This window comes from Limnobacter sp. UBA3528, from assembly GCF_002377005.1.
Classification (GTDB): domain Bacteria; phylum Pseudomonadota; class Gammaproteobacteria; order Burkholderiales; family Burkholderiaceae_B; genus Limnobacter.
The window spans coordinates 28,797-48,087 of record NZ_DFOZ01000035.1 but is presented as its reverse complement, the minus strand read 5'-3'; the positions used below and the strand labels follow the sequence as shown (position 1 = coordinate 48,087).

Sequence of the window (19,291 nt, the reverse complement as noted above, 5' to 3'; positions counted from 1 at the left end):
GCAGTTCAGTCCAATAAAAAAGCCACCTGTGAAGGTGGCTTTTTTTATTCATGCGACAACAAACTTAATTGCGCACATACATCTCAACACGGCGGTTCTGGGCACGACCAGATTCAGTGTCGTTGCTGGCCACTGGAAAGCCCTCGCCCAAACCGGCGGCAGTCAAACGTGCACCTGAAATACCTTTGGCTGTCAGGAAGTTCGTGACGGACTGTGCACGGCGTACAGACAGGTCCTGGTTATATTGGTCGCTGCCAGTGCTGTCGGTATAACCGATTACACACACGATGGTGTTGGGGTTGTCGCGCAAAGTAGCAGCGATTTGGTCGAGCGTGCCGGCAAATTGTGCTTTCACGTCGCTTTTGTTGGTGTCAAACAGGGCGGCACCTGGAATGTCGAGCATCACCGAGCCGTCGCGCTGTTCGCGTACAGCGATCTGGCTTCCCACCAGGTAACCGAACAGGCCGCCCAGTGCTGCACCGCGTACGGTGTCTTTGCCGTCAATGCTGTTACCCACGATCGCGCCACCAATTGCACCCACGGCGGTACCAATGGCTGTTTTGGTGTTGTCTACCTTGCGCTCGGGTGCCATAGGGCAGCCAGCCACAGCCACGGGTGATCCAGGGGCCGCTTGCTGAGGAGCCTGTGGTTGCTGAAACACGCCACCACCGTTGCTGGCACAGCCTGCAGCGAACAAGGTGAGGGCGATTGCTGAAAGTTTGAATTTATTCATGGTGTATTCCTTGGGTTTTGTTCTAGTTCAATTGCGGTCTGTTTCATTCTAACGCCTCACGCTTTTTCAGGTTGACTATAAAAATTTCATGGCGCTACACTGCCACATGCTTAAATCATTGACGATACTTCTTGCTTTTCAAGCTTTGGGCGAGTTGCTTAGCTTCTCCCTGTTTCCCTCCATTCCTGGCCCCGTGCTGGGTTTGATTGCCTTGTTGGTGTTTTTCTTCATCAAGGGTGGTGTGCCCGCCGATATTCAATCCACTGCCAATGTATTTACCGCAAACCTGGGGTTACTGTTTGTGCCTGCGGCGGTGGGTGTGGTGGTGTTCTGGCCAGTTCTCGCCGAGTTTGGCGTGGTGATTTTGATTACTTTGCTGGTCAGCGTGGTGGTCACCTTGGTGGGTACAGCGTGGGTACTGGACAAACTGGCCACCCGTTTCATGCCAGGCGAGGTCAGCGAGGGCAGCAAACATGAGTGAATCGGCTCGCCGCGTGCTGGAGCTTCCTGAAATTTGGGTTTATCTCAGCGGTAACCCGCTGAGTGCCCTGTTTCTTACCTTGTTGGCTTACCAAATTGGCTTGTGGTGCTACAAAAAAAGTGGTCAGCATCCATTCACCAATCCGGTCATGATTGCGGTGTTGTTGCTCGCGGCATTCTTGCAAATCACGGGTTTAAGTTATCAGCAGTATTTTGAAGGTGCCCAGTTTGTTCACTTTTTATTGGGCACTGCCACTGTGGCTTTGGCGGTTCCTATTTACCAGGGGCTTACTGCGGTGAAGGGGCAAACCATTCGTACTTTGGTGTTGCTGAGTGCAGCCTTGTTGGTGGGTGGTGCCTTGTCGATCGGCAGCGCGTTGGGTACAGCCCATTTGTTGGGTGCCAACCTGGACATTGTTCAAAGTTTGTGGTCCAAATCAGTGACAGCACCCATCGCCATGGGGGTGAGTGAACGCATTGGTGCCTCGCCTACGCTGACTGCCTTGTTCGCAATTGTCACCGGAATTTTGGGGGCGGCGGTTGGCACTTGGCTATTCAATTCAATGGGCATGAAGCGTTGGTGGGTTCGCGGTTTTACCATGGGTCTGGCTGCGCATGGCATTGGCACGGCACGCGCCTTTTCAGTGCATCCCGAGGCGGGTCGCTATGCAAGCTTGGGCATGGGTTTACACGGCATTTTTGGTGCGCTGCTAATTCCGTGGGCGTTTGGTTTTTTCAGCTAAGTGCCAAGGCATTAAAAACAGGCGGCCCAGGCGGCCACATACACTGCTCGCATGTCGGGGCTGGCATAGCCCAGCATCACCAATAGGGCAAACGCCACCAACACCACCTTGGCCCAGCGTGGCATCATTGGTGGGTTAGTGTCTGTATTTTCAGGCGGCTTGGGCTGCGGGCTCATTCGGGGTTGCACTTTGTTCCTTGATGGGCCAGTTTACCGCAGCTGCGATTGCACTTAAAGCCACGCAAATCCACCACACCAATATGTAGCTGCCCGTGGCATCAAACAACAAGCCACCCAGCCAACCCCCGACAAAGGCGCCAATTTGGTGAAACATAAACACCAAGCCGCCGAGCATCGACAGGTTTTTTACCCCAAACATCGCAGACACCGTGCCAGTGGTTAAAGGCACGGTGGACAACCACAACACGCCCATGCCGGCTGCAAACAAATACACACTCCATGTAGTCAACGGTGCCAGGATAAAGGCCACAATCAGCACACCGCGCAAGCCATAAATGCCGGTCAGCAGCATGGGTTTTCTGAACTTTCCACCCCACAGCCCAGCCAGGTAGCTGCCCAGAATATTGAACAGACCAATCAAGGCCAATGCAGTGCTGCCCGCACTGGCAGGTATGCCGCTGTCTTGAAGGTAGCTGGGCAAGTGCACACTGATGAACAGAATTTGAAAGCCGCACACAAAATAACCCACGCTCAACATGAGAAACGCACGGTGTTGTATGGCCTGCCCCAGCGAGGCCCACATGCCCAGTTCTTTGTCTGCAGGTGCTTCCTGATGGCTGGCTGCGGTATTTGGGCACTCGGCACTGCAGGGCGCATCGTCGGTTTTCAAGGGTTTGGCTTTGGGTTCAATCAATTGCCAGGCCAACACTAAAATAATGACGGCAAAGCAGGCCAGAATGGTGAGCGCAGAAGACCAACCCACCTGGTTGATCAAAAACAAACCTCCAGGCAAAAAGGCAAATTGCCCCAATGAACCCAGTGCCATGGAAATGCCCATGGCCATGCTGCGTTTTTCAGGGGGCATTGCACGGCTGACTGCACCAAACACCACCGGGAAGGTGGTGCCGCTCAAACCCAAGCCAATCAAAATACCGGCACTCAAAGTCAGCATGCCCGGGCTTTCAACCATCGCCATTAAAAACAGACCCAGTGCGTACAGTGCTCCGCCCAGAATCATGGTGATGGCTGACCCCAGGCGATCGGCCATTCTTCCCACAAAAGGTTGTGCCACACCCCACACCAGGTTTTGCATGGCAATTGAAAAGGCAAACACTTCACGCCCCCACTCATTGCTCAAACTCATGGGCTGCAGAAAAAGCCCGAATGAATGGCGTATGCCCAATGAAATGGTCATGATGAAAGCCCCGCACCACAATACGGTGAGGGGTGATACTGCCTTGTGTGAGTTCAATTGCATGGCAAGTGGGTATTAAGGTTTGATGTAAGCAAAGCCCTGTTGGGTTTGCAGGTCGGCCACACGCACCACGCCTGAGGGGGTAAAGGTGGCATCCAGTACAAATTGGTCTTTGGTCAATTTGCGGTTTTTCAGGGTAATTTCACAAATTTCAAACACCACGCCGCGGGCAGTCAGTGCGCTTACCAGTGGAGCGTACTGAGTTCCCGTTTCAGCATGTTTTGCGCCTTCCATTAAAAAGTCCACGCCATTGGCATGGGTCACCACGATGATGGTGGTTCTCGGTGAAACATCCAGGTGGTTGCGAATGTTGCGCAAAGCCTTTAGCGGTTGTTCAGCACCGTCAATGTGATACACCACCTTCGAGGTAATGTCCTGTGTAGTCATTCGCTTCACAGGGGCAGATTCCTGCGCATACACCGTGCCAGTCATCAACAAGCCTGCTGCACAGGCTACCAAGGTATTTCTGATCATCAGCCAATTCATGAATTGCTCCTTCAATGTCGGTTAACCCTGCCTTATCCCGCGAACAGGTGGGGCCGGCGAGGTGACTCCTTAGAGGGATGTTTAACCCATCCTGCATCGGGATACTCAACAGTACCGCTTTAAAAGGATGAGCAACAGTATGAAACCCAACACCGCATTAAACACCGCTTTCACGGTGAGCAAAATTGGTGTTTACGCGGCCGTTGCCTTGGGTGCAATGGCTTGCTCATCGTTAAGGCCATTTGGGCAGGAAGACGAGTTTCGCGCCAAGCTGAAAGCGCCTGAAATAACCGGGGCCAGTCAGGCAGCCCCGCAGGTGACTTTGCCCATTGAGCGTTTGCCCTCCGATACATTCTGGGTTCGCCCCCAAATTTCCGAGGGCGAGTTGCCCAGCCGCGTGGTTGAGAACCTGTCGGTGACTGAACGCGGTTTGTTTGATGTGCTGCAGCTGATCTTCGCCAGCACCAATATGCCATTGAGTTTTGAGGGTGGGGCGGATGCAGCGTCCCGGTATGGGGTGGTCACGCTGAACAATCTCAGTGGCACTTTGCCGCAGGTGATGAACAAGTTGGGCGAGATCATGGGTTTCTTCTGGACTGTGACTGAGTCAGGTGTGTTGAGGATCATGCCTGAGCAACAGTTTGTCGTCACCATGCCGCCAGTGCTGAACGAGGACAGCATGGCTGGCATTACCAACACCATGCAGTACCTGGGTGCGCGCGATGTGTACCTGGACCGCATCAACCGGTCGCTGGTGTTTCGCGCCAACCGACGGGCATTGAGTGACATTCAAAATTATCTGGAACGGGCACGCGCTACGCGTTCGCTGATTGTGTACGACATGAATGTGTTGCAGGTTGATTTGAATGATTCCAACAATATGGGTGTTCGTTGGGAGCTGTACAAAGCTGGTGGGGGAATCAACACCGCGCCCGATTCATCCATTGCCGGTGCTTCAAGCACTGCTGATCGAATTACCCAGTTAACACGGACTGCATCCGGAATCGAAACCCTCATTTTCGGGGAAAACTTTTCAACCAATTTTCTGATTGATTTTTTAAAGTCGCAAGGCGATGTCAAAACATTGAGCCAACCGAAAATTGGTTTGATGAATGGCACCAACGGCAATATTCGCGTGGGTCAGTCCACCACATTCGTCTCGCGTGTGGGTTCACAAATTGTGAACGGTGTTGCGCAGTCGACTGCCGATACCCAAAACCTGCGCACAGGCCTTGAGGTTTCGCTAACTGGTGAAGCACACGATTCCACCATTTACACCCGCATCAATATTTCAATCACTGAGCTATTGGCGCTCAAGCGCTTTACCGCCTTGGGTGTGGATTTGAATTTGCCCGAAGTGGCTGACCGTGAATTGAAAACCCAGGTGCGTTGCCGGCCTGGCGACACCATATTGCTGGGTGGCATTACGGTGTCGCGAGCGCAGGATGATTTTCAAAGTGGCTTGGGCACACGCAGCCGCACCGAGAGCACCAAGCAAACGGAATTGGTGGTCACCATCCGCCCGCGCTTGTTGTTGTTCGGTGAGGTGGCTGAACTTGAACAACCTGCTGCCAAAATCAAACGCCGAATTGAGCCCAAGGCACCCAGTGTGCTTGAACCTGTCGCGACAGTGGGTGGCCCATTGCGCTTGTCTAAAAGCCTGGGTTTTGTGCCGTCGCCAGTTCAAATGATTTCGAAACTGACCCCGTTTCAGGAGCAGTGATTCATGCATGCACTTAAAAAACAAGCCATCACATATTGCATTGCAAGTGTTTTCGTAGCCTGCTGTGGCAGTGTCTTGGCGCAGCAAACCATTGCAAATCCCTTGATTCGCCCTGCCCTGTTGCAGGGTGCGCCTGCGGCGAGTGGGCCAGATTCTGCCGTAGCCACGCAGCGCCCGGCAGAACCAGCAGCCACTGGCGATGCTGCCGAGTTGCGCCGGCAGGCCGAACGGCGAATTACTCAAGAAGATTTGAACATTCGGCAACAGGCCTTGAATTCTCCGGTATTGCCGGTTCCGCTGATCAACCTGTTCACAAACATGCAGGTCACTGCTTATTTTCAGGGTGCAATTGTGATGCGACGGGTCGAGAACGATTTCACGCCGCAACAAGTCAGTCAGCCAGTTGCTGTTCAGCAATCCGGCAACAGCCGTAGTGACGCACCGCCGGTTGTTGTGGCACCTCGTCCTGTGTCGCGTTCGTCGGGTTCACTGCGTTTGCGCGTTGGCCAAACAGAGAATGTCAGTGGTTATCCGCTTCGCGCCAAGGTCAATGGTCAGGACATTACAGTTGATTGGTTGAGTGAAAACGGAACCTGGGTCAATGTGTTTTATGGTGCGCTGGAGTCGAGCGCGGGTGGGTTGCCGCAAGTGCCCAGCGATTCGCAATTGTTGAAAGTTGAAACCGATCAGTTTGATCATTTGGTACCGGTGTTGCGAACACAGACATTTTCACCTTCGGGTACCTTGGGTGGTCAGCAAGGGGGCAACTTTGGCTCCGGGTTCGGTGGTGGCAATGGTGGTTTCGGTGGCAGCCAGGGTGGCAATAATCAGCCCGGTTTTGGCACAGGCTTTCCCAACTGAAGGAAACAATCCGCATGAAATCACTTGAAGCCGATTTGGTGCAAGCCGGGCTGGATGACCACCAGCTTAATTTGCTTCGCCAACAGCATACGCATTTGCGTGGCGAGGGTCGGTCTGCCGAATTGGGTAGCCTTCGGGCGCACAAAGACCAGGCTCAACTGGCTGAGTGCCTGGCCTCGATATCACAAACCCGCGATGACAAAGCCAACAGCGCTGCACGCAAATTTGCAGTCATTGCATTCGTCGCTTCTCTTGCTTACTCGGGTATTGCGGTGTTGTTCAGTCTGGCCGTGGTGTATTTGCAAAACGAAGTTGTGTTGTCTGGAGCTTAAGCCGTGGAAGCCATCAATTTAAAAAGCATTTACTCCAACCTGATTGCGGGGCGCTTGATGGCGTGGCCTACAACCTGACCACTGGTGACAACAACACTGCCTTGGGTCAGGTTGCCTTGTTCAGTACCACGAGTGGTTACGGGCGGGGTTTGAGCTTTATTGGCGACTATGCAATTTTTGGCATCAGCAAGCCCCGGCACGATGGCTATGTTCCAGACTTTCCGCTGCATGATCGTTTGAAAGCGCTGCATATGCCAGACCGTTGCCAACTGATTGCGGTCAATTTGAAAACTGGCCACGTCATCCAGGCCATCACTTTTGAAGGTGCCGCACGCGAGTTCTTTGACACCGTGGTTATTCCCGACTGTCGAAATGGTGTGATCATGAATCTTGACGAAGCCCAGCATCCGCAACTAATCACCTGTGCGCAAAATGATCTCGCTGTATCAGCATGAATTGTTAAAGCAGCATGCCGCATGTGTGGTCTGGTTCACTGGCCTGAGTGGCGCAGGAAAAACCACTCTCGCATTGGCGCTACAAAATACCTTGCACCACCAGGGTATTCACACCGCAATGCTGGATGGTGACTGTTTGCGCCATGGTTTGAACAGTGACCTTGGGTTTTCGCAGGAAGATCGAGCCAGCAACGTGCAGCGCACAGCACAGGTATGTAAATTAATGGTCGATGCCGGTTTGGTGGTGATCGTGTCGCTGATTTCGCCCCACGCCCAAAGCCGCAATAAAGCACGTTCCTTGTTCAATGAAGATCAGTTTTTTGAAGTCTATGTGAACACTCCGCTGGAAGTGTGCGAACAACGCGACCCCAAGGGCTTGTATGGCCGTGCACGTCGCGGAGAAATTCCGCTGTTCACCGGAATCAGCGCTGGCTATGAAGTGCCCGAGAATCCTGGTTTGATCTTGCAAACCCACGAACACAGCGTTTCGGATTGCATCGAGAGCCTTCTAGCCATGTTGGAGCCAGCGTTGAAAAGGCGCTTGGCGGATCAACAACCGGATTGACAATCAATCGGTTTCGGGTAAGGTTAGGTTCCTCTACCGTGCATGCAGAACCAATATGGGAATCAAAATGGAGGCCTTTCCGGCCCCGGATCAGCTCAAAAATGCAGCACCCAAAACAGACGAACTGCAAACCGAGGAATTGGCCGAGCTTGAGGCAGTCGATCCGGGCCTGGTGAAGCAGGCGCGCCAGAAGCAAACCGTACTGGTCACCGGCCATGCTGGCTTCATCGGCTTTCACACGGCCAAGGCACTGCTGGAACGCGGCGACAAGGTGATTGGTTTTGATTCCCTGAACAGCCATTACGACACCCGGCTCAAGCGTGAGCGCTTGACCATGCTCGATGAAATCGCAAAAGCCACCGGTTCGAAATACTACACCGTGCGCGCTGACCTTTGCGACAGCACGCAGCTACATGAATGCCTGGAAACTTACAAGGTTCAGCGGGTCATTCACCTGGCGGGTCAAACCGACAAGTTTTTGTCGCAAGACAAACCCGCCGAATGCGTGCAAAACAACATCAACAGTTTTGTGTCGCTGTTGGAAGCATGCCGCCATTTCAAAATTCACCACCTAACGTACGCCAGCAGCCATGCGGTGTATGGCGCCGGTTTTCAAAAACCCATGAGCGAGCGCGACAGTGCCAACCACCCGCAGCGCCTGGATGCAGCCACTCAGCGCGCTTGCGAATTGATTGCGCATTCCTACAGCCACCAGTTCAATTTACCCACCACCGGTTTGCGGTTTTTCTCGGTGTACGGTCCCTGGGGCAGGCCCGACTCCGTGCTATTCGCATTTACAAAACGTATTCTGGAAGGCAAGCCCATTCAGATTTACAACGATGGCAGCAATACCCGCGATTACACCTACGTGGCTGATTTGGTTGAGGCCATATTGCGAGCCAGCGACACCCCTGCCGAACCCAACCCGGTGTGGTTGGTTGAAGCCCCCGACCAAGCCACCAGCAACGCACCATGGCGACTTTTGAATGTGGGCAACAGCTTGCCAGTGTCGATTGAAGAATTGATTGCAGCGCTGGAACATGCTTTGGACAAAACCGCGATCAAGGAATACATCACCGGTCCAATTCTCGAGAAAAGCCAAAGTTGTGCCGATGTCAGTGCTTTGCAAATGGCCACCCAATTCCGGCCGGCCACCCCTCTGGCGCAAGGCATTGCCGAATTTGCCGCCTGGTATCGCATGTACCATCAGGTGTAGGCTTCCGTAGTGTCGGCTTGGCGACACTTCAGCCGCATCTAAATCCTGTCATCTCCCGGTAACAAGGAGATACAAACACAAATCCACAACGCCCGAGTTCAACAAGGCGGAGATGGCAGGAGACACCCATGACTGTAGTACCCTTCAGCAAACTGTTGCTCGCAGCCCTTTTGGGCGCCACCTTGGGCCTTGCCGCCTGCGGCAGCGACGACACCCCGGCGAGTTTGGCTGGCCCCAACAACCCCACGAACCCCAATGAGGAAGTTGAGCCCACCATTACCTTGGTGGCCAACTTTAAAAATCCCGACCCTGAGGCTGTGCAACGGCAGTTCACTTCGACTGCTTGCAGCGACAATGCAACGCAGCAACGCGAAGGTGGTGGAATTTACAGCGTCAACTTGCAGTCGGCCAGCGGCCACAACATTGCATTCACCGTGTTTGAGCCCGCTGAGTTTAACTGCGATTTGGGCAACCCATTGGTGTTGGAAGGCCATGGCTACGGCGGCTCGCGTGCCAGCAGCCCCCGTGGAATTATGGGCAATCTGATTGAGGCCGGTGCTGGAGTGATCAGTATTGACCAACGCGGCTTTGGTGAAAGCGGCGGTTCTGTCCGGGTCATGGACCCTGACTTTGAAGGGCAAGATCTGCTTCAAATACTTGATTGGGCCGAGGCCAACCTGGACTGGCTGCGCTACGCGAGCACACCCAAGCCAGCAGGCAATCGTGAATTCAACATGGTGGCTGGAGCCACGGGTGGCAGCTATGGCGGTGGCTATCAATTGTTGATCCACAACATTGACCCACTGAAACGCCTGGACGCACTAACTCCAGATATTGCATGGAACGACCTGCGCTACAGCCTGAACCCAGGCGGCGCGTACGGTGTTGAAAACTTCGAACCCGCTGAGGGCAATATCAAGCCCACAGGCACAGTCAAATCGGGTTGGGCCTTGTTGTTGGTGGCTGGTGGCGAAACCGGTTCACTGCAGCCCAAGTTACAGGCAGGCGACCCCATGGCTTTGCAAACCAGCGGGCAAGACAACTTGATCCGCGAAACCCTGCTGCGCGGTGCCACCGCAAACCGTTTCCCGGAAGGTGCGCTCGAGTTTTTCCGTTATCACAGCCCCAGTTACTGGTGTGATCCTGAAGCGCCGGGCGCACAAACCTTCCTTCAAAGCGAAGTCACGCCCGGCCTGGCCCAGAAAACGCCAGACCCGGTTGATATTCTGTTCACCCAGGGCTTTCGGGACACTTTGTTCAACTTCAACGATGCCTTCCACAACTTCAGCTGCTATCGCGCGCTTGAGGATGACAAAGGCAAAAAAGCCGATGTTCGTTTGTTAACTCACCAAAGCGGTCATATTTTGCCCCTGTCTCCTTCCATGGTTCCGGGCTTGGCCGACCTCACCGAGCAGGGCGCACAAAACGGTCTCAATGAAATTGAGTTCCAGAAGCCAGGTGGCCCTTTTGCTTGTGGTGCCCTCAGTATTCCCGAGGCCCAATTTGCATTCCTGGTTGAAAAGTTGTTTACGCCCCAAGAGGCAGCGGCCATCAAAAATGCCAGCGAGTCGAATGCCTTCGCAACCTTGGCCGCGAACAAAGGCAAAGTTTGCCTTAGTCTGAATGACGACGTAGGCCAGGGTTCGGCCAGTGAAAATGCAGCACTGTGGGTGAACGAAAACACATTCTTCAATAATCTGGGTCCACAGGCCAAAGGCCAGGCGACCAACAGCAACGTTCAGCCGGTTGCAATCGATTTCACGCCTGGTGCGGACCCATTGAATGTGCTCACCAGTGCGGTTACCGGCATTTTGCGCTATCCATTTGCACCTGCGGTCATGCCCATCGAATTGCCTGCAGGGGTCAACGTCGTGGCAGGTATTCCAACTGCTACGTTTGAAATTGCGCCGCCCGTCGACATGTTGATGAACCCGCTGTGCAGTGAAATTTATGCAGCAACAGCCATGTCGCCCATTGGTTTGGCTGGGCTGGAGCCAGGTTGCGACCCCATGCTGTTTGTTGGTCTGGGTGTGAACCGGAATGGCGCCTGGCGCTTGATTGACGATCAGGTTACGCCCGTTCGCGGTTTCGGCAAGCGCCATGTGGAAATGACCGGCGTGGCCGAACGTTTGGCTGAAGGTGAAACCCTTGGCTTGCTGGTGTATGGTTACCACCCGCAATATTTGGCAACCGCCTCACGCGACTTAATCACACCTTTGGTGGCACTGCGCGGCACTTTGAATTTACCCACATTGCAAAATTTAATGCCATAATCCGGCTATTAATCGATTACTTGCAGCGCCCACTCCACGTGGGCGCTCTTATTTCCAGTGAAAAACCAAGCCAAAGCTGAAGCTGTAGAAAATACCCAAGGTGTGCGCCCAGCCATGCAGGCGCGCAGCCTTCAAAAGCGCCACGACCTGCTGAAAGCAGGGCGCAAGCTTTTGCACACCCGTGTGCTTGAGGAAATTTCAATCAAGGACATTTGCACCGAAGCCGGTTGCACCGTGGGCTCGTTCTACAGCCGTTTTGAGGACAAAGAAAGTTTTTTTGATGCCTTGATTGCCGAAAGCTGCCAGGAATTGCTCATGAGTGCGGCCAGCCAGTTTGACGATCGCAATTGGGTCGGCGTGGAAGGTAAACTGATTTGCGACGAAGTAGTCAGCTTTCTTGTAGGTATTTTTCAGGGCGAGTACAGCTCAATTTTGACCGAAGCTTTTATTCGGGAATCCAAAGGCTTCATCGAATCCACGCCCATGAGGGATGTGGGTTTTGGTTTTATCACAACGGTTTCAAAGCCCCTGTTGCAACACATCGACAGCACCGTTCACCCAGACTCAATGCGGGCTTTGGCATTTGCCATACAAGTGGTTTACGGTGCACTTCACAATGCCCGCCTGCGTGATGCGGGCCCTGTTAAATTTCGCACCCAGGAATTCGAAACGCGAATTCAGAATGTGGTAAGTCGATACCTCGGAATCGAGTCCTGACAAGCCCTGTAGTGAAATTACTACTAAATTGCGACTATTGACAATTCGCGCAACATTTCATGTTACTCCGGTGGTACATTTTTAGATAAGGCGCTCTAAATTATTAAAACTGTAATTACGGTTTTATTTTTTGGAAAGCTGCTTTACACTAAGCAAAAAATTAGCAAAAAGCATCAATCAAGGTGCAATTACTGGAGGTGACATGTCTTATTTTTCTCAAGGTTCTCGAAGTTCCCCATAAGGTTGGTTCGCGCCTCTAGCAGGCCGGAACAACTATTCGATTTTTCAGTTGATTTTCCGACATCCTCGGTCTGAGGGCTGTTCGGCAATTGCAGACGTATTTCGTCTGCTGACTCGATAATTATTTGGGGGCTACATGAACAAACATTCTTTTACTAAAACAAGAACACACGTTGCCGTGCGCAACATGATTGCAGCGGGGCTGTTTGCCGCGGCTGTGATGCCTGTACAGGCTGCCAATTTTCAAATTGGTGATTTCGACCTCAGCGTGAACTCCACCGTATCGGCGGGTACCAGTTTCCGTGTTGAGGGGCAGGATCCAGCCCTCTATTCGGTGGGCAACGTTAACGCCGCTGGTGTTCGGGGTCGCAGTTCTTCGAACACTGGCGACGACGGTAATTTGAACTTTCAAAAAGGCGACACCTTCTCAACAATTATTAAAGGTGTGCACGATTTTGAGCTGAAAAAAGACAATTACGGTTTTTTCTCACGTGTGAAATGGTTTTACGACCACACCTTGAACAACAAAGATGTTTTCCACGGGCATGAACCCACAAGCAATCGCCCCAATCAGCGTCTGGATGACAACGGCTTCCATCCGTATGCTCGTTTTGATGGTATCGATGTGCTGGATGCATTTGGTTATATCAATACCAACGTAGGCGGTATGCCTCTTGACCTGCGCTTGGGTAAGCAGGTGATTAGCTGGGGTGAAAGTACCTTCATTCTGAGCCCAATTGCTGGTTTGAACACCATTGACGTTTCCGCCTTCCGCCGCCCTGGTGCTGAACTAAAAGAGGGCTTCACACCCGCCGAAATGCTGTACGCCAACCTGGGCCTGACGGATACCACCAGCTTGGAAGGTTTTCTGCAATTGAAATGGAGAAAGACAGTTCCCGAAGGCTGCGGTACATATTTCTCGACAGCTGACTTTGCGGCTGATGGCTGTGCTCGTCTTGCGTTCCTCCCGGCACTAGGCCCAACACCTGTGTCAGATGAGCAAAATTTCTCCACGCCAGTTGGTGCGCTTGGCGGTCAATTACCATTCGTACGCAGAGGTATTGATCGTCAGCCAGACGACGGTGGCCAGTTCGGTTTTGCACTGCGCAGTTATTTCGAGTCTTTGGATGCGGAACTCGGTGTGTATGCCATGCAGTATCACACCCGTCTTCCCTTGGCTAGTCTGAGCAAAGGATCGAACAATAACCTGACCTTCGGCGCGAATAGTGATTCTGCCTATGTAATTGATTATCCCGAGGATCAAAAGGTGTTCGGTGTGAGTTTTGCGACAAACGTAGGCGGTTGGGCATGGTCTGGTGAAGCTTCTATGGTTCAAGACCTACCAATACAGATTAATGCTACCGATTTGTTGAGAGCTGGTCTAACCAACGGAGGCACCAATCCATTTAGTGGTGCTTTTGGTGCAGCCACGGTTCCAACTCAGTTGAATCAGCGTGTAGCAAACGCTCCAAATAATTCGATAGTTGACGGTTTTGATCGTTTTGATGTTACTCAGATTCAAAACACTTTCATTAAAACTTTTGACAGGGCTTTGGGTTCAAGTCAGGTGGTATTTGTTGGTGAGGTTGCGGCTGTGTTCGTGGATGGTTTGCCCGATGTACGCAACGGGGGTATCCGATATGGTCGATCTCCAACCTTTGGTTCAGCCTCGCAAACGGGAGACTTTAATGGTTTCGTCACTGAGTTTTCTTGGGGTTACCGTATGCGCACTCAAGCGACTTACCGCGACGTATTCCTGGGTATCGATTTGATTCCAAGTATCGCTTGGTCGCATGATGTTGATGGCTGGTCGCCAGAACCAGGTCAAGCCTTCAACGAGGGTCGCCAGTCAATTGGTTGGGGCTTGGGCTTTGAATTTGATGCCAACACCAAGGCATCAATCAACTACACCACATTCGCCAACTCAGCTGATTATGACGTCCTGAAAGACCGCGACTTCATCTCTTTGAGCGCATCCTACTCATTCTAAGAACAGAGACACACTGGAGGAATTTTTATGTTGAAGTTTCAAACAAAACTCACAGCACTGGCTCTGGCAAGCTTGTTTGCTGTTGGCACCGCGCAAGCGGCTGTCAGCGCGCAAGAAGCGGCAAAGCTGGGCACAACCCTGACTGAATTTGGTGCTGAAAAGGCGGGCAATGCCGCCGGTACCATTCCAGCCTACACAGGCGGTTTGACCAAGGCACCAGCAGGTTACAAGCCAGGCCAGCATTTGGTGGATCCGTTTGCTAGCGAGAAGCCTTTGTTCACCATCACCGGTGCAAACGCTGATCAGTACAAAGCCAACCTGTCGCCAGGTCAGCTGGAAATGCTGAAAAAGTACCCCACATTCAAAATGAATGTGTACAAAACCCACCGCACAACGGCTTACCCCAAGAAAGTGTTGGACGCAGCCAAGAAAAACGCAACCAACGCCAAAACTGAAAACAACGGTAACTCCGTGGTTGGTTTTGAACAGGCCATTCCTTTCCCAATTCCACAAAATGGTGTTGAGGTGATTTGGAACCACTTGACCCGTTATCGCGGCGGCGCAGCCAAGCGCGATTTCGTTCAGGTACCAGTGGAGCGCGATGGCACCTTCATTATCAACCGCATTGAAGACACCTTGGTGTTCCCTCGCAACCTGCCCAACTTCTACAAGGCTGGCGAAGATGAAAACATCAACTTCTACTTCTATCAAATCCTGAAGAGCCCTGTTTCTGTGTCTGGCAACGTACTGCTGGTGCACGACACACTCGACCAAGTTACTGAAGGTCGCCGTGCATGGCAGTACAACGCGGGTCAGCGTCGTGTTCGTCGTGCACCTCAAGTGGCTTACGACTCACCAGGTACAGCGGCTGACGGCCTGCGTACAACCGACAACTATGATTTGTTCAATGGCGCGCCAGACCGTTATGAGTGGAAGTTGAAAGGCAAGAAGGAAATGTACATTCCGTACAACTCCTATCGTTTGGCCAGCAACAAGCTGACTTACAAGGAAATCCACCAGCCACTGCACATGAACCCAGAGCACCTGCGCTATGAGTTGCACCGCGTGTGGGAAGTGGAAGCAACCTTGAAGAGCGATGCACGCCATATTTACGCCAAGCGCGTATTCTTTGTGAACGAAGACAACTGGCAAGCCTCCATCATCGATCACTACGATGGCAAGGGTGCATTGTGGCGCGTTGCTGAAGCCCACAACATTCAGTATTACAACGAAATGGTTCCTTTCTACGCTGCTGAAGCCTTGTACGACTTGCAAGCGGGCCGTTACCTCACCATTGGTTTGACCAATGAAGCAGAACAGCCCTTCGTATTTGACTTCACACCAGACCGCGCCAATTACACACCGGCCGGCCTGCGTCGACTCGGCGTTCAGTAATCGCTAGGTAAATTCAGGCTACAGGGGGCATTGGCCCTTTGTAGCCTTTTTTAATTTCAAAGGATCTTCAATGTTTCTCCGGAATCGTTTTTCCAACAAAGCGGCCTCCACGCTGCTATTGGGTGCCATGCTGTGCGCGGGTTTGATTACCTACGGCAGTCTGTCTACGGCCAAGGTTGACTTGCTTCAAATACCCGCAATTCCAAGCGTGAATGCAACCCGCTCATTGCTGATTGATGTAGAGCGTGTCGGTAAAAACCTGTTTGCAGCGGGCGAGTTTGGTCAAATTCTGAAAAGCGAAGACAACGGACAAACCTGGACTGCGGGCAAAGTGCCTGTGTCTGTTACCTTGACTTCGGTGGCTTTTGCCAACGAGGCCGTGGGCTACGCAGTGGGCCATGACGGTGTGGTGTTGAAAACCGAAGATGGTGGTGTGAATTGGGTCAAATTGATCGACGGTGGAACCATTAACCAGTTTGTGCTCGACATTGTTCAGGCCAAAGCCGATGCACTGCAAGAACAAGTGGATAACCTGCCTGAAAATGCACCTGCCGATGTGCGTGAAGCACTCGAGGTGGCAGCCGAAGAAGCTGCATTTGTGGTGGACACCGCACAGGGCGATCTTGAAGTAGGCCCCTCCAAACCGTTGCTGGATGTGATCGTGAATGGCAACGGCAATGTATTTGTGGCGGGTGCTTACGGTCAGTTGCTGAAAAGTACCGACCAAGGTGCAAGCTGGACTTATCTGGGTGACCGCACCAACAACCCCAACAATTATCACTTGAACACCATGCTGCTGTCTAAAACCGGCGAAATTTGGGTGGCTGGTGAGCAGGGTACAGTGTTGGTGAGCGCTGATGAAGGCGAAACCTGGACCAACAAGAAAATTGATTATGACGGTTCGGTGTTTGCATTGCTGGAAGCGCCTGACACCCGCACCATGGTCGCAGTTGGTTTGCGAGGCAACGCTTTCCGTTTGCCGTTTGGTGGTGAGCAATGGGAAGAGGTAAGCACCAATTTGCGAGAAACATTCAGCGGCGCCACTGTGCTGGCCGATGGCTCCATGGTGGTGGTGGGTTCGCGCGGTATTCTGGCGCGCAGCACCGACGACTTCCGCACTATTCAGGTGGCACGTCGTGCCGACAAGCTGCCTTCCGCAAGTGTGGTGCAACTGAACGATCAAGAAATTCTGTTGGCGGGTCTGCGTGGTTTTAAAACCTTGCCCCTGTCTGAATTCAAATAACGGACCCCATACAAAATGACTTCTCCAGACTCAACCAAAACCAAAGCCCCTTTGGCCGAGCGATTGATTTTCAGCAAGCGCCCTGTGGTGATGCTGCTCATGTTGATCGCAACAATTGTGCTGGCCTGGCAGGCCACGCAGCTGAAAGTGGCGGCCAGCTTTGAAAAAATGATCCCCACCAACCACGAGTACGTGGTCAACTTTCTTGAAAACCGGGCCGACCTCACCAGCCTCGGTAACGTGGTACGTGTCACTGTACAAGCCAAGGAAGGCGATATTTTCAATGCCGAATACCTTGAAACACTGAAGCAGGTGACCGACAAAGCTTTTTATATTCCCGGTGTGAATCGCCCGGAAATGGCGTCACTGTGGACTGCCAACGTGCGTTGGACTTCGGTAACGGAGGAAGGCCTTGAAGGCGGGCAGGTGATTCCCGCCACCTACAACGGTGACGCTGAAAGCATTGCCCAAGTTCGCCAGAACGTCGAGCTTTCCGGGCAAATTGGTCGCTTGGTGGGCAACGACTTCAAAAGCACGATTGTGTATCTGCCTTTGCTGGAAATTAACCCGGAAACTGGCAACCGTCTGGACTACAAAGAGTTCTCCGAGCGAATCGAAACCGAACTTCGCAATGAGTTTAATTCCGACAAAATTGAAATCCGCGTCACTGGTTTCGCGAAAATTGTAGGTGACCTCATTGAAGGTGCAACACAGGTGGTGATGTTTTTTGGCATCGCGGTGCTCATCACCTTGGTCATGTTGTTTTTCTATTCCCGCAGTATAAAAAGCACCTTGGCCACACTGGCCTGTTCAATCACTGCCGTGATTTGGCAGTTGGGCTTGCTCAATGCCATGGGCATGGGGCTCGATCCTTACTCCATGTTAGTGCCTTTTCTGGTGTTCGCGATCGGTGTAAGCCATGGTGTGCAAATTGTGGGTGCCATCGCCCACAAGCAAGGTGAGGGGCACAACAGGCTAGACTCAGCCCGTTTGGCCTTCCGTGGCTTGTACATTGCCGGTCTAACTGCGTTGGTGTCCGATGGTTTCGGCTTCGCCACCTTGATGGTGATCGACATCCCAGTAATCCGCGACTTGGCCATTGCGGCCTCGGTAGGCGTTGCGGTGATTATTCTCACCAACCTGGTTTTGCTGCCCTTGATCATGAGCTACGTGGGTGTCGACGAAAAGGCGGTGGCCAAGTTGCAGCAAGAGGAATCTGGCAGCAACAAGTTGTGGCACTTTCTGGCTGGTTTTGCACAGGCCAAAATGGCCAAAGGTGCCTTGGCAGTCGCTTTGGCCTTGTTGGCCGTCGGCTTGTGGGGCAATGCCAATGTACAAATTGGTGACCTTGACAAGGGCGCCCCCGAGCTGCGCGCCGATTCTCGCTACAACCTGGACAACGCATATGTCACCGACAACTATTCCACCAGTACCGATGTGTTCGTGGTCATGGTTGAAACCGAGATGGACGGTTGTATCAAGTACAACACGCTGGCCGCAGTCGATTTGTTCCAGTGGACCATTGAACAGGTACCCGGGGTGCAAAGCAGTATTTCTCTGGCCGACCGTTCCAAGTTCGTGATCAGCGCGTACAGCGAAGGTGACTTGAAATGGAATGCACTGAACCGTAACCAGTTTGTGTTGAACGGTACTATCAGCGGCATGAACCTGTCCGACGGTCTGTTCAGTTCTGATTGTTCTTTCATGCCAATCATTGTGTTCCTTGAAGATCACAAGGCTGACACGCTAAAGCGCGTGGTCGCAGCGGCCGAAGACTTCATCGCCAAAAACGATACGGGTGACGCTGTGTTCAAACTGGCTGCGGGCAACGCCGGTATTGAAGCAGCCACCAATGAAGTGGTGGAACGCGCTCAAACCGAGATGCTGATCTGGGTTTACGGTGTAGTGGCTATTCTGGTTTGGCTGGCCTTCCGTTCCGTGCGCACTGTCATCTGTATTATTGCCCCTCTGGCGCTCACCTCCTTGTTGTGTTCAGCACTCATGGTTGCACTGGGCATTGGCGTGAAAGTGGCTACCTTGCCGGTGATCGCTCTGGGTGTGGGTATTGGTGTGGACTATGGCATTTACATCTATGGCAAGCTTGAGGAGTATTTGAAAGAAGGCATGCCGTTTGCTGACGCTTACTTTGAAACCCTGAAATCCACCGGCAAGGCGGTTGTGTTTACTGGCCTAACCTTGGGTATCGGTGTGGCCACCTGGGCATTCTCGCCCATCAAGTTCCAGGCCGACATGGGCTTGTTGCTCACTTTCATGTTCTTGTGGAACATGGTGGGCGCAGTCGTGTTCCTGCCAGCTTTGGCCTACTTCCTCGATCGTCGTGGTGAAAAGGTGTAATTTCTGTAAGAAATTTGTAAGTTATTGAAAAAACGGGCTTTATCGGCCCG

Annotated in this window: 18 protein-coding genes; 14 read left to right on the top strand and 4 right to left on the bottom strand. The window is 52.6% G+C overall.

Annotated features, from left to right (window positions below; all coding sequences use genetic code 11):
* Positions 1-64 precede the first annotated feature (64 nt).
* On the bottom strand, positions 65-733 hold the full coding sequence (locus tag B4N58_RS11095; protein WP_008247949.1) for an OmpA family protein: 669 nt from the start codon (positions 731-733) through the stop codon (positions 65-67).
* A 106-nt stretch (positions 734-839) separates the two neighbouring features.
* Here B4N58_RS11095 and B4N58_RS11090 point away from each other — a divergent pair, with 106 nt between their 5' ends.
* Positions 840-1,214 (top strand): CidA/LrgA family protein, encoded by a 375-nt coding sequence (locus B4N58_RS11090; RefSeq protein WP_291749223.1) that lies wholly within the window; start codon positions 840-842, stop codon positions 1,212-1,214.
* Positions 1,207-1,956, top strand: coding sequence for an LrgB family protein (locus B4N58_RS11085; RefSeq protein WP_008247951.1), 750 nt, complete (start codon positions 1,207-1,209; stop codon positions 1,954-1,956). The genes B4N58_RS11090 and B4N58_RS11085 overlap by 8 nt, the downstream gene beginning before the upstream one ends.
* Before the next feature lie 11 nt (positions 1,957-1,967).
* Here the strand turns inward: B4N58_RS11085 and B4N58_RS11080 are convergent, their stop codons facing one another.
* From B4N58_RS11080 to B4N58_RS11070, 3 genes are read right to left on the bottom strand one after another with little or no spacing between them, the layout of a single operon-like run.
* Positions 1,968-2,132, bottom strand: coding sequence for a hypothetical protein (locus tag B4N58_RS11080; RefSeq protein ID WP_291749219.1), 165 nt, complete (start codon positions 2,130-2,132; stop codon positions 1,968-1,970).
* Complete coding sequence (locus B4N58_RS11075; RefSeq protein WP_291749216.1) at positions 2,107-3,393, bottom strand: MFS transporter; 1,287 nt, start codon at positions 3,391-3,393, stop codon at positions 2,107-2,109. Before B4N58_RS11075 ends, B4N58_RS11080 begins: the two co-directional genes overlap by 26 nt.
* A gap of 12 nt (positions 3,394-3,405) precedes the next feature.
* On the bottom strand, positions 3,406-3,876 hold the full coding sequence (locus B4N58_RS11070) for a DsrE family protein (RefSeq protein ID WP_008247954.1): 471 nt from the start codon (positions 3,874-3,876) through the stop codon (positions 3,406-3,408).
* Between the two features lie 139 nt (positions 3,877-4,015).
* Here B4N58_RS11070 and B4N58_RS11065 point away from each other — a divergent pair, with 139 nt between their 5' ends.
* From B4N58_RS11065 to B4N58_RS11010, 12 genes are all read left to right on the top strand, one after another.
* The gene (locus B4N58_RS11065) at positions 4,016-5,599 is read left to right on the top strand and encodes a type II secretion system protein GspD (protein ID WP_291749213.1); all 1,584 of its coding nucleotides are present in this window, start codon (positions 4,016-4,018) and stop codon (positions 5,597-5,599) included.
* A 3-nt stretch (positions 5,600-5,602) separates the two neighbouring features.
* Complete coding sequence (locus B4N58_RS11060) at positions 5,603-6,460, top strand: hypothetical protein (protein ID WP_291749210.1); 858 nt, start codon at positions 5,603-5,605, stop codon at positions 6,458-6,460.
* 14 nt (positions 6,461-6,474) lie between these two features.
* Complete coding sequence (locus B4N58_RS11055) at positions 6,475-6,792, top strand: hypothetical protein (protein ID WP_291749208.1); 318 nt, start codon at positions 6,475-6,477, stop codon at positions 6,790-6,792.
* Between the two features lie 62 nt (positions 6,793-6,854).
* Positions 6,855-7,247 carry a DUF4915 domain-containing protein gene (locus B4N58_RS11050; protein WP_291749205.1) on the top strand — a complete coding sequence of 131 codons (393 nt, stop codon included), beginning with the start codon at positions 6,855-6,857 and terminating at the stop codon, positions 7,245-7,247.
* Positions 7,225-7,812 carry an adenylyl-sulfate kinase gene (cysC, locus tag B4N58_RS11045; protein WP_291749202.1) on the top strand — a complete coding sequence of 196 codons (588 nt, stop codon included), beginning with the start codon at positions 7,225-7,227 and terminating at the stop codon, positions 7,810-7,812. The genes B4N58_RS11050 and cysC overlap by 23 nt, the downstream gene beginning before the upstream one ends.
* Positions 7,813-7,867: 55 nt before the next feature.
* Positions 7,868-9,028, top strand: coding sequence for an NAD-dependent epimerase/dehydratase family protein (locus B4N58_RS11040; RefSeq protein ID WP_291749199.1), 1,161 nt, complete (start codon positions 7,868-7,870; stop codon positions 9,026-9,028).
* Positions 9,029-9,156: 128 nt separating this feature from the next.
* On the top strand, positions 9,157-11,301 hold the full coding sequence (locus B4N58_RS11035) for a CocE/NonD family hydrolase (protein WP_291749195.1): 2,145 nt from the start codon (positions 9,157-9,159) through the stop codon (positions 11,299-11,301).
* Between the two features lie 57 nt (positions 11,302-11,358).
* Positions 11,359-12,018, top strand: a complete 660-nt coding sequence (locus tag B4N58_RS11030; protein WP_291749192.1) for a TetR/AcrR family transcriptional regulator — start codon at positions 11,359-11,361, stop codon at positions 12,016-12,018.
* A gap of 376 nt (positions 12,019-12,394) precedes the next feature.
* On the top strand, positions 12,395-14,248 hold the full coding sequence (locus B4N58_RS11025; protein WP_349677519.1) for a DUF1302 domain-containing protein: 1,854 nt from the start codon (positions 12,395-12,397) through the stop codon (positions 14,246-14,248).
* A gap of 27 nt (positions 14,249-14,275) precedes the next feature.
* The gene (locus tag B4N58_RS11020; RefSeq protein WP_291749191.1) at positions 14,276-15,643 is read left to right on the top strand and encodes a DUF1329 domain-containing protein; all 1,368 of its coding nucleotides are present in this window, start codon (positions 14,276-14,278) and stop codon (positions 15,641-15,643) included.
* A 70-nt stretch (positions 15,644-15,713) separates the two neighbouring features.
* On the top strand, positions 15,714-16,886 hold the full coding sequence (locus tag B4N58_RS11015) for a WD40/YVTN/BNR-like repeat-containing protein (RefSeq protein ID WP_291749188.1): 1,173 nt from the start codon (positions 15,714-15,716) through the stop codon (positions 16,884-16,886).
* Positions 16,887-16,901: 15 nt separating this feature from the next.
* Positions 16,902-19,241 (top strand): efflux RND transporter permease subunit, encoded by a 2,340-nt coding sequence (locus tag B4N58_RS11010; protein WP_291749186.1) that lies wholly within the window; start codon positions 16,902-16,904, stop codon positions 19,239-19,241.
* The last annotated feature ends 50 nt before the right edge of the window (positions 19,242-19,291 follow it).

Bases quoted from the DNA above. Each gene is read 5' to 3' on its own strand.
- B4N58_RS11090 (WP_291749223.1), top strand. From the start codon at position 840: ATGCTTAAATCATTGACGATACTTCTTGCTTTTCAAGCTTTGGGCGAG.
- B4N58_RS11075 (WP_291749216.1), bottom strand. From the start codon at position 3,393: ATGCAATTGAACTCACACAAGGCAGTATCACCCCTCACCGTATTGTGG.
- B4N58_RS11080 (WP_291749219.1), bottom strand. From the start codon at position 2,132: ATGAGCCCGCAGCCCAAGCCGCCTGAAAATACAGACACTAACCCACCA.
- B4N58_RS11040 (WP_291749199.1), top strand. From the start codon at position 7,868: ATGGGAATCAAAATGGAGGCCTTTCCGGCCCCGGATCAGCTCAAAAAT.
- B4N58_RS11010 (WP_291749186.1), top strand. From the start codon at position 16,902: ATGACTTCTCCAGACTCAACCAAAACCAAAGCCCCTTTGGCCGAGCGA.
- cysC (WP_291749202.1), top strand. From the start codon at position 7,225: ATGATCTCGCTGTATCAGCATGAATTGTTAAAGCAGCATGCCGCATGT.
- B4N58_RS11085 (WP_008247951.1), top strand. From the start codon at position 1,207: ATGAGTGAATCGGCTCGCCGCGTGCTGGAGCTTCCTGAAATTTGGGTT.
- B4N58_RS11095 (WP_008247949.1), bottom strand. From the start codon at position 733: ATGAATAAATTCAAACTTTCAGCAATCGCCCTCACCTTGTTCGCTGCA.
- B4N58_RS11015 (WP_291749188.1), top strand. From the start codon at position 15,714: ATGTTTCTCCGGAATCGTTTTTCCAACAAAGCGGCCTCCACGCTGCTA.
- B4N58_RS11055 (WP_291749208.1), top strand. From the start codon at position 6,475: ATGAAATCACTTGAAGCCGATTTGGTGCAAGCCGGGCTGGATGACCAC.
- B4N58_RS11035 (WP_291749195.1), top strand. From the start codon at position 9,157: ATGACTGTAGTACCCTTCAGCAAACTGTTGCTCGCAGCCCTTTTGGGC.
- B4N58_RS11070 (WP_008247954.1), bottom strand. From the start codon at position 3,876: ATGAATTGGCTGATGATCAGAAATACCTTGGTAGCCTGTGCAGCAGGC.
- B4N58_RS11065 (WP_291749213.1), top strand. From the start codon at position 4,016: ATGAAACCCAACACCGCATTAAACACCGCTTTCACGGTGAGCAAAATT.
- B4N58_RS11020 (WP_291749191.1), top strand. From the start codon at position 14,276: ATGTTGAAGTTTCAAACAAAACTCACAGCACTGGCTCTGGCAAGCTTG.
- B4N58_RS11025 (WP_349677519.1), top strand. From the start codon at position 12,395: ATGAACAAACATTCTTTTACTAAAACAAGAACACACGTTGCCGTGCGC.
- B4N58_RS11060 (WP_291749210.1), top strand. From the start codon at position 5,603: ATGCATGCACTTAAAAAACAAGCCATCACATATTGCATTGCAAGTGTT.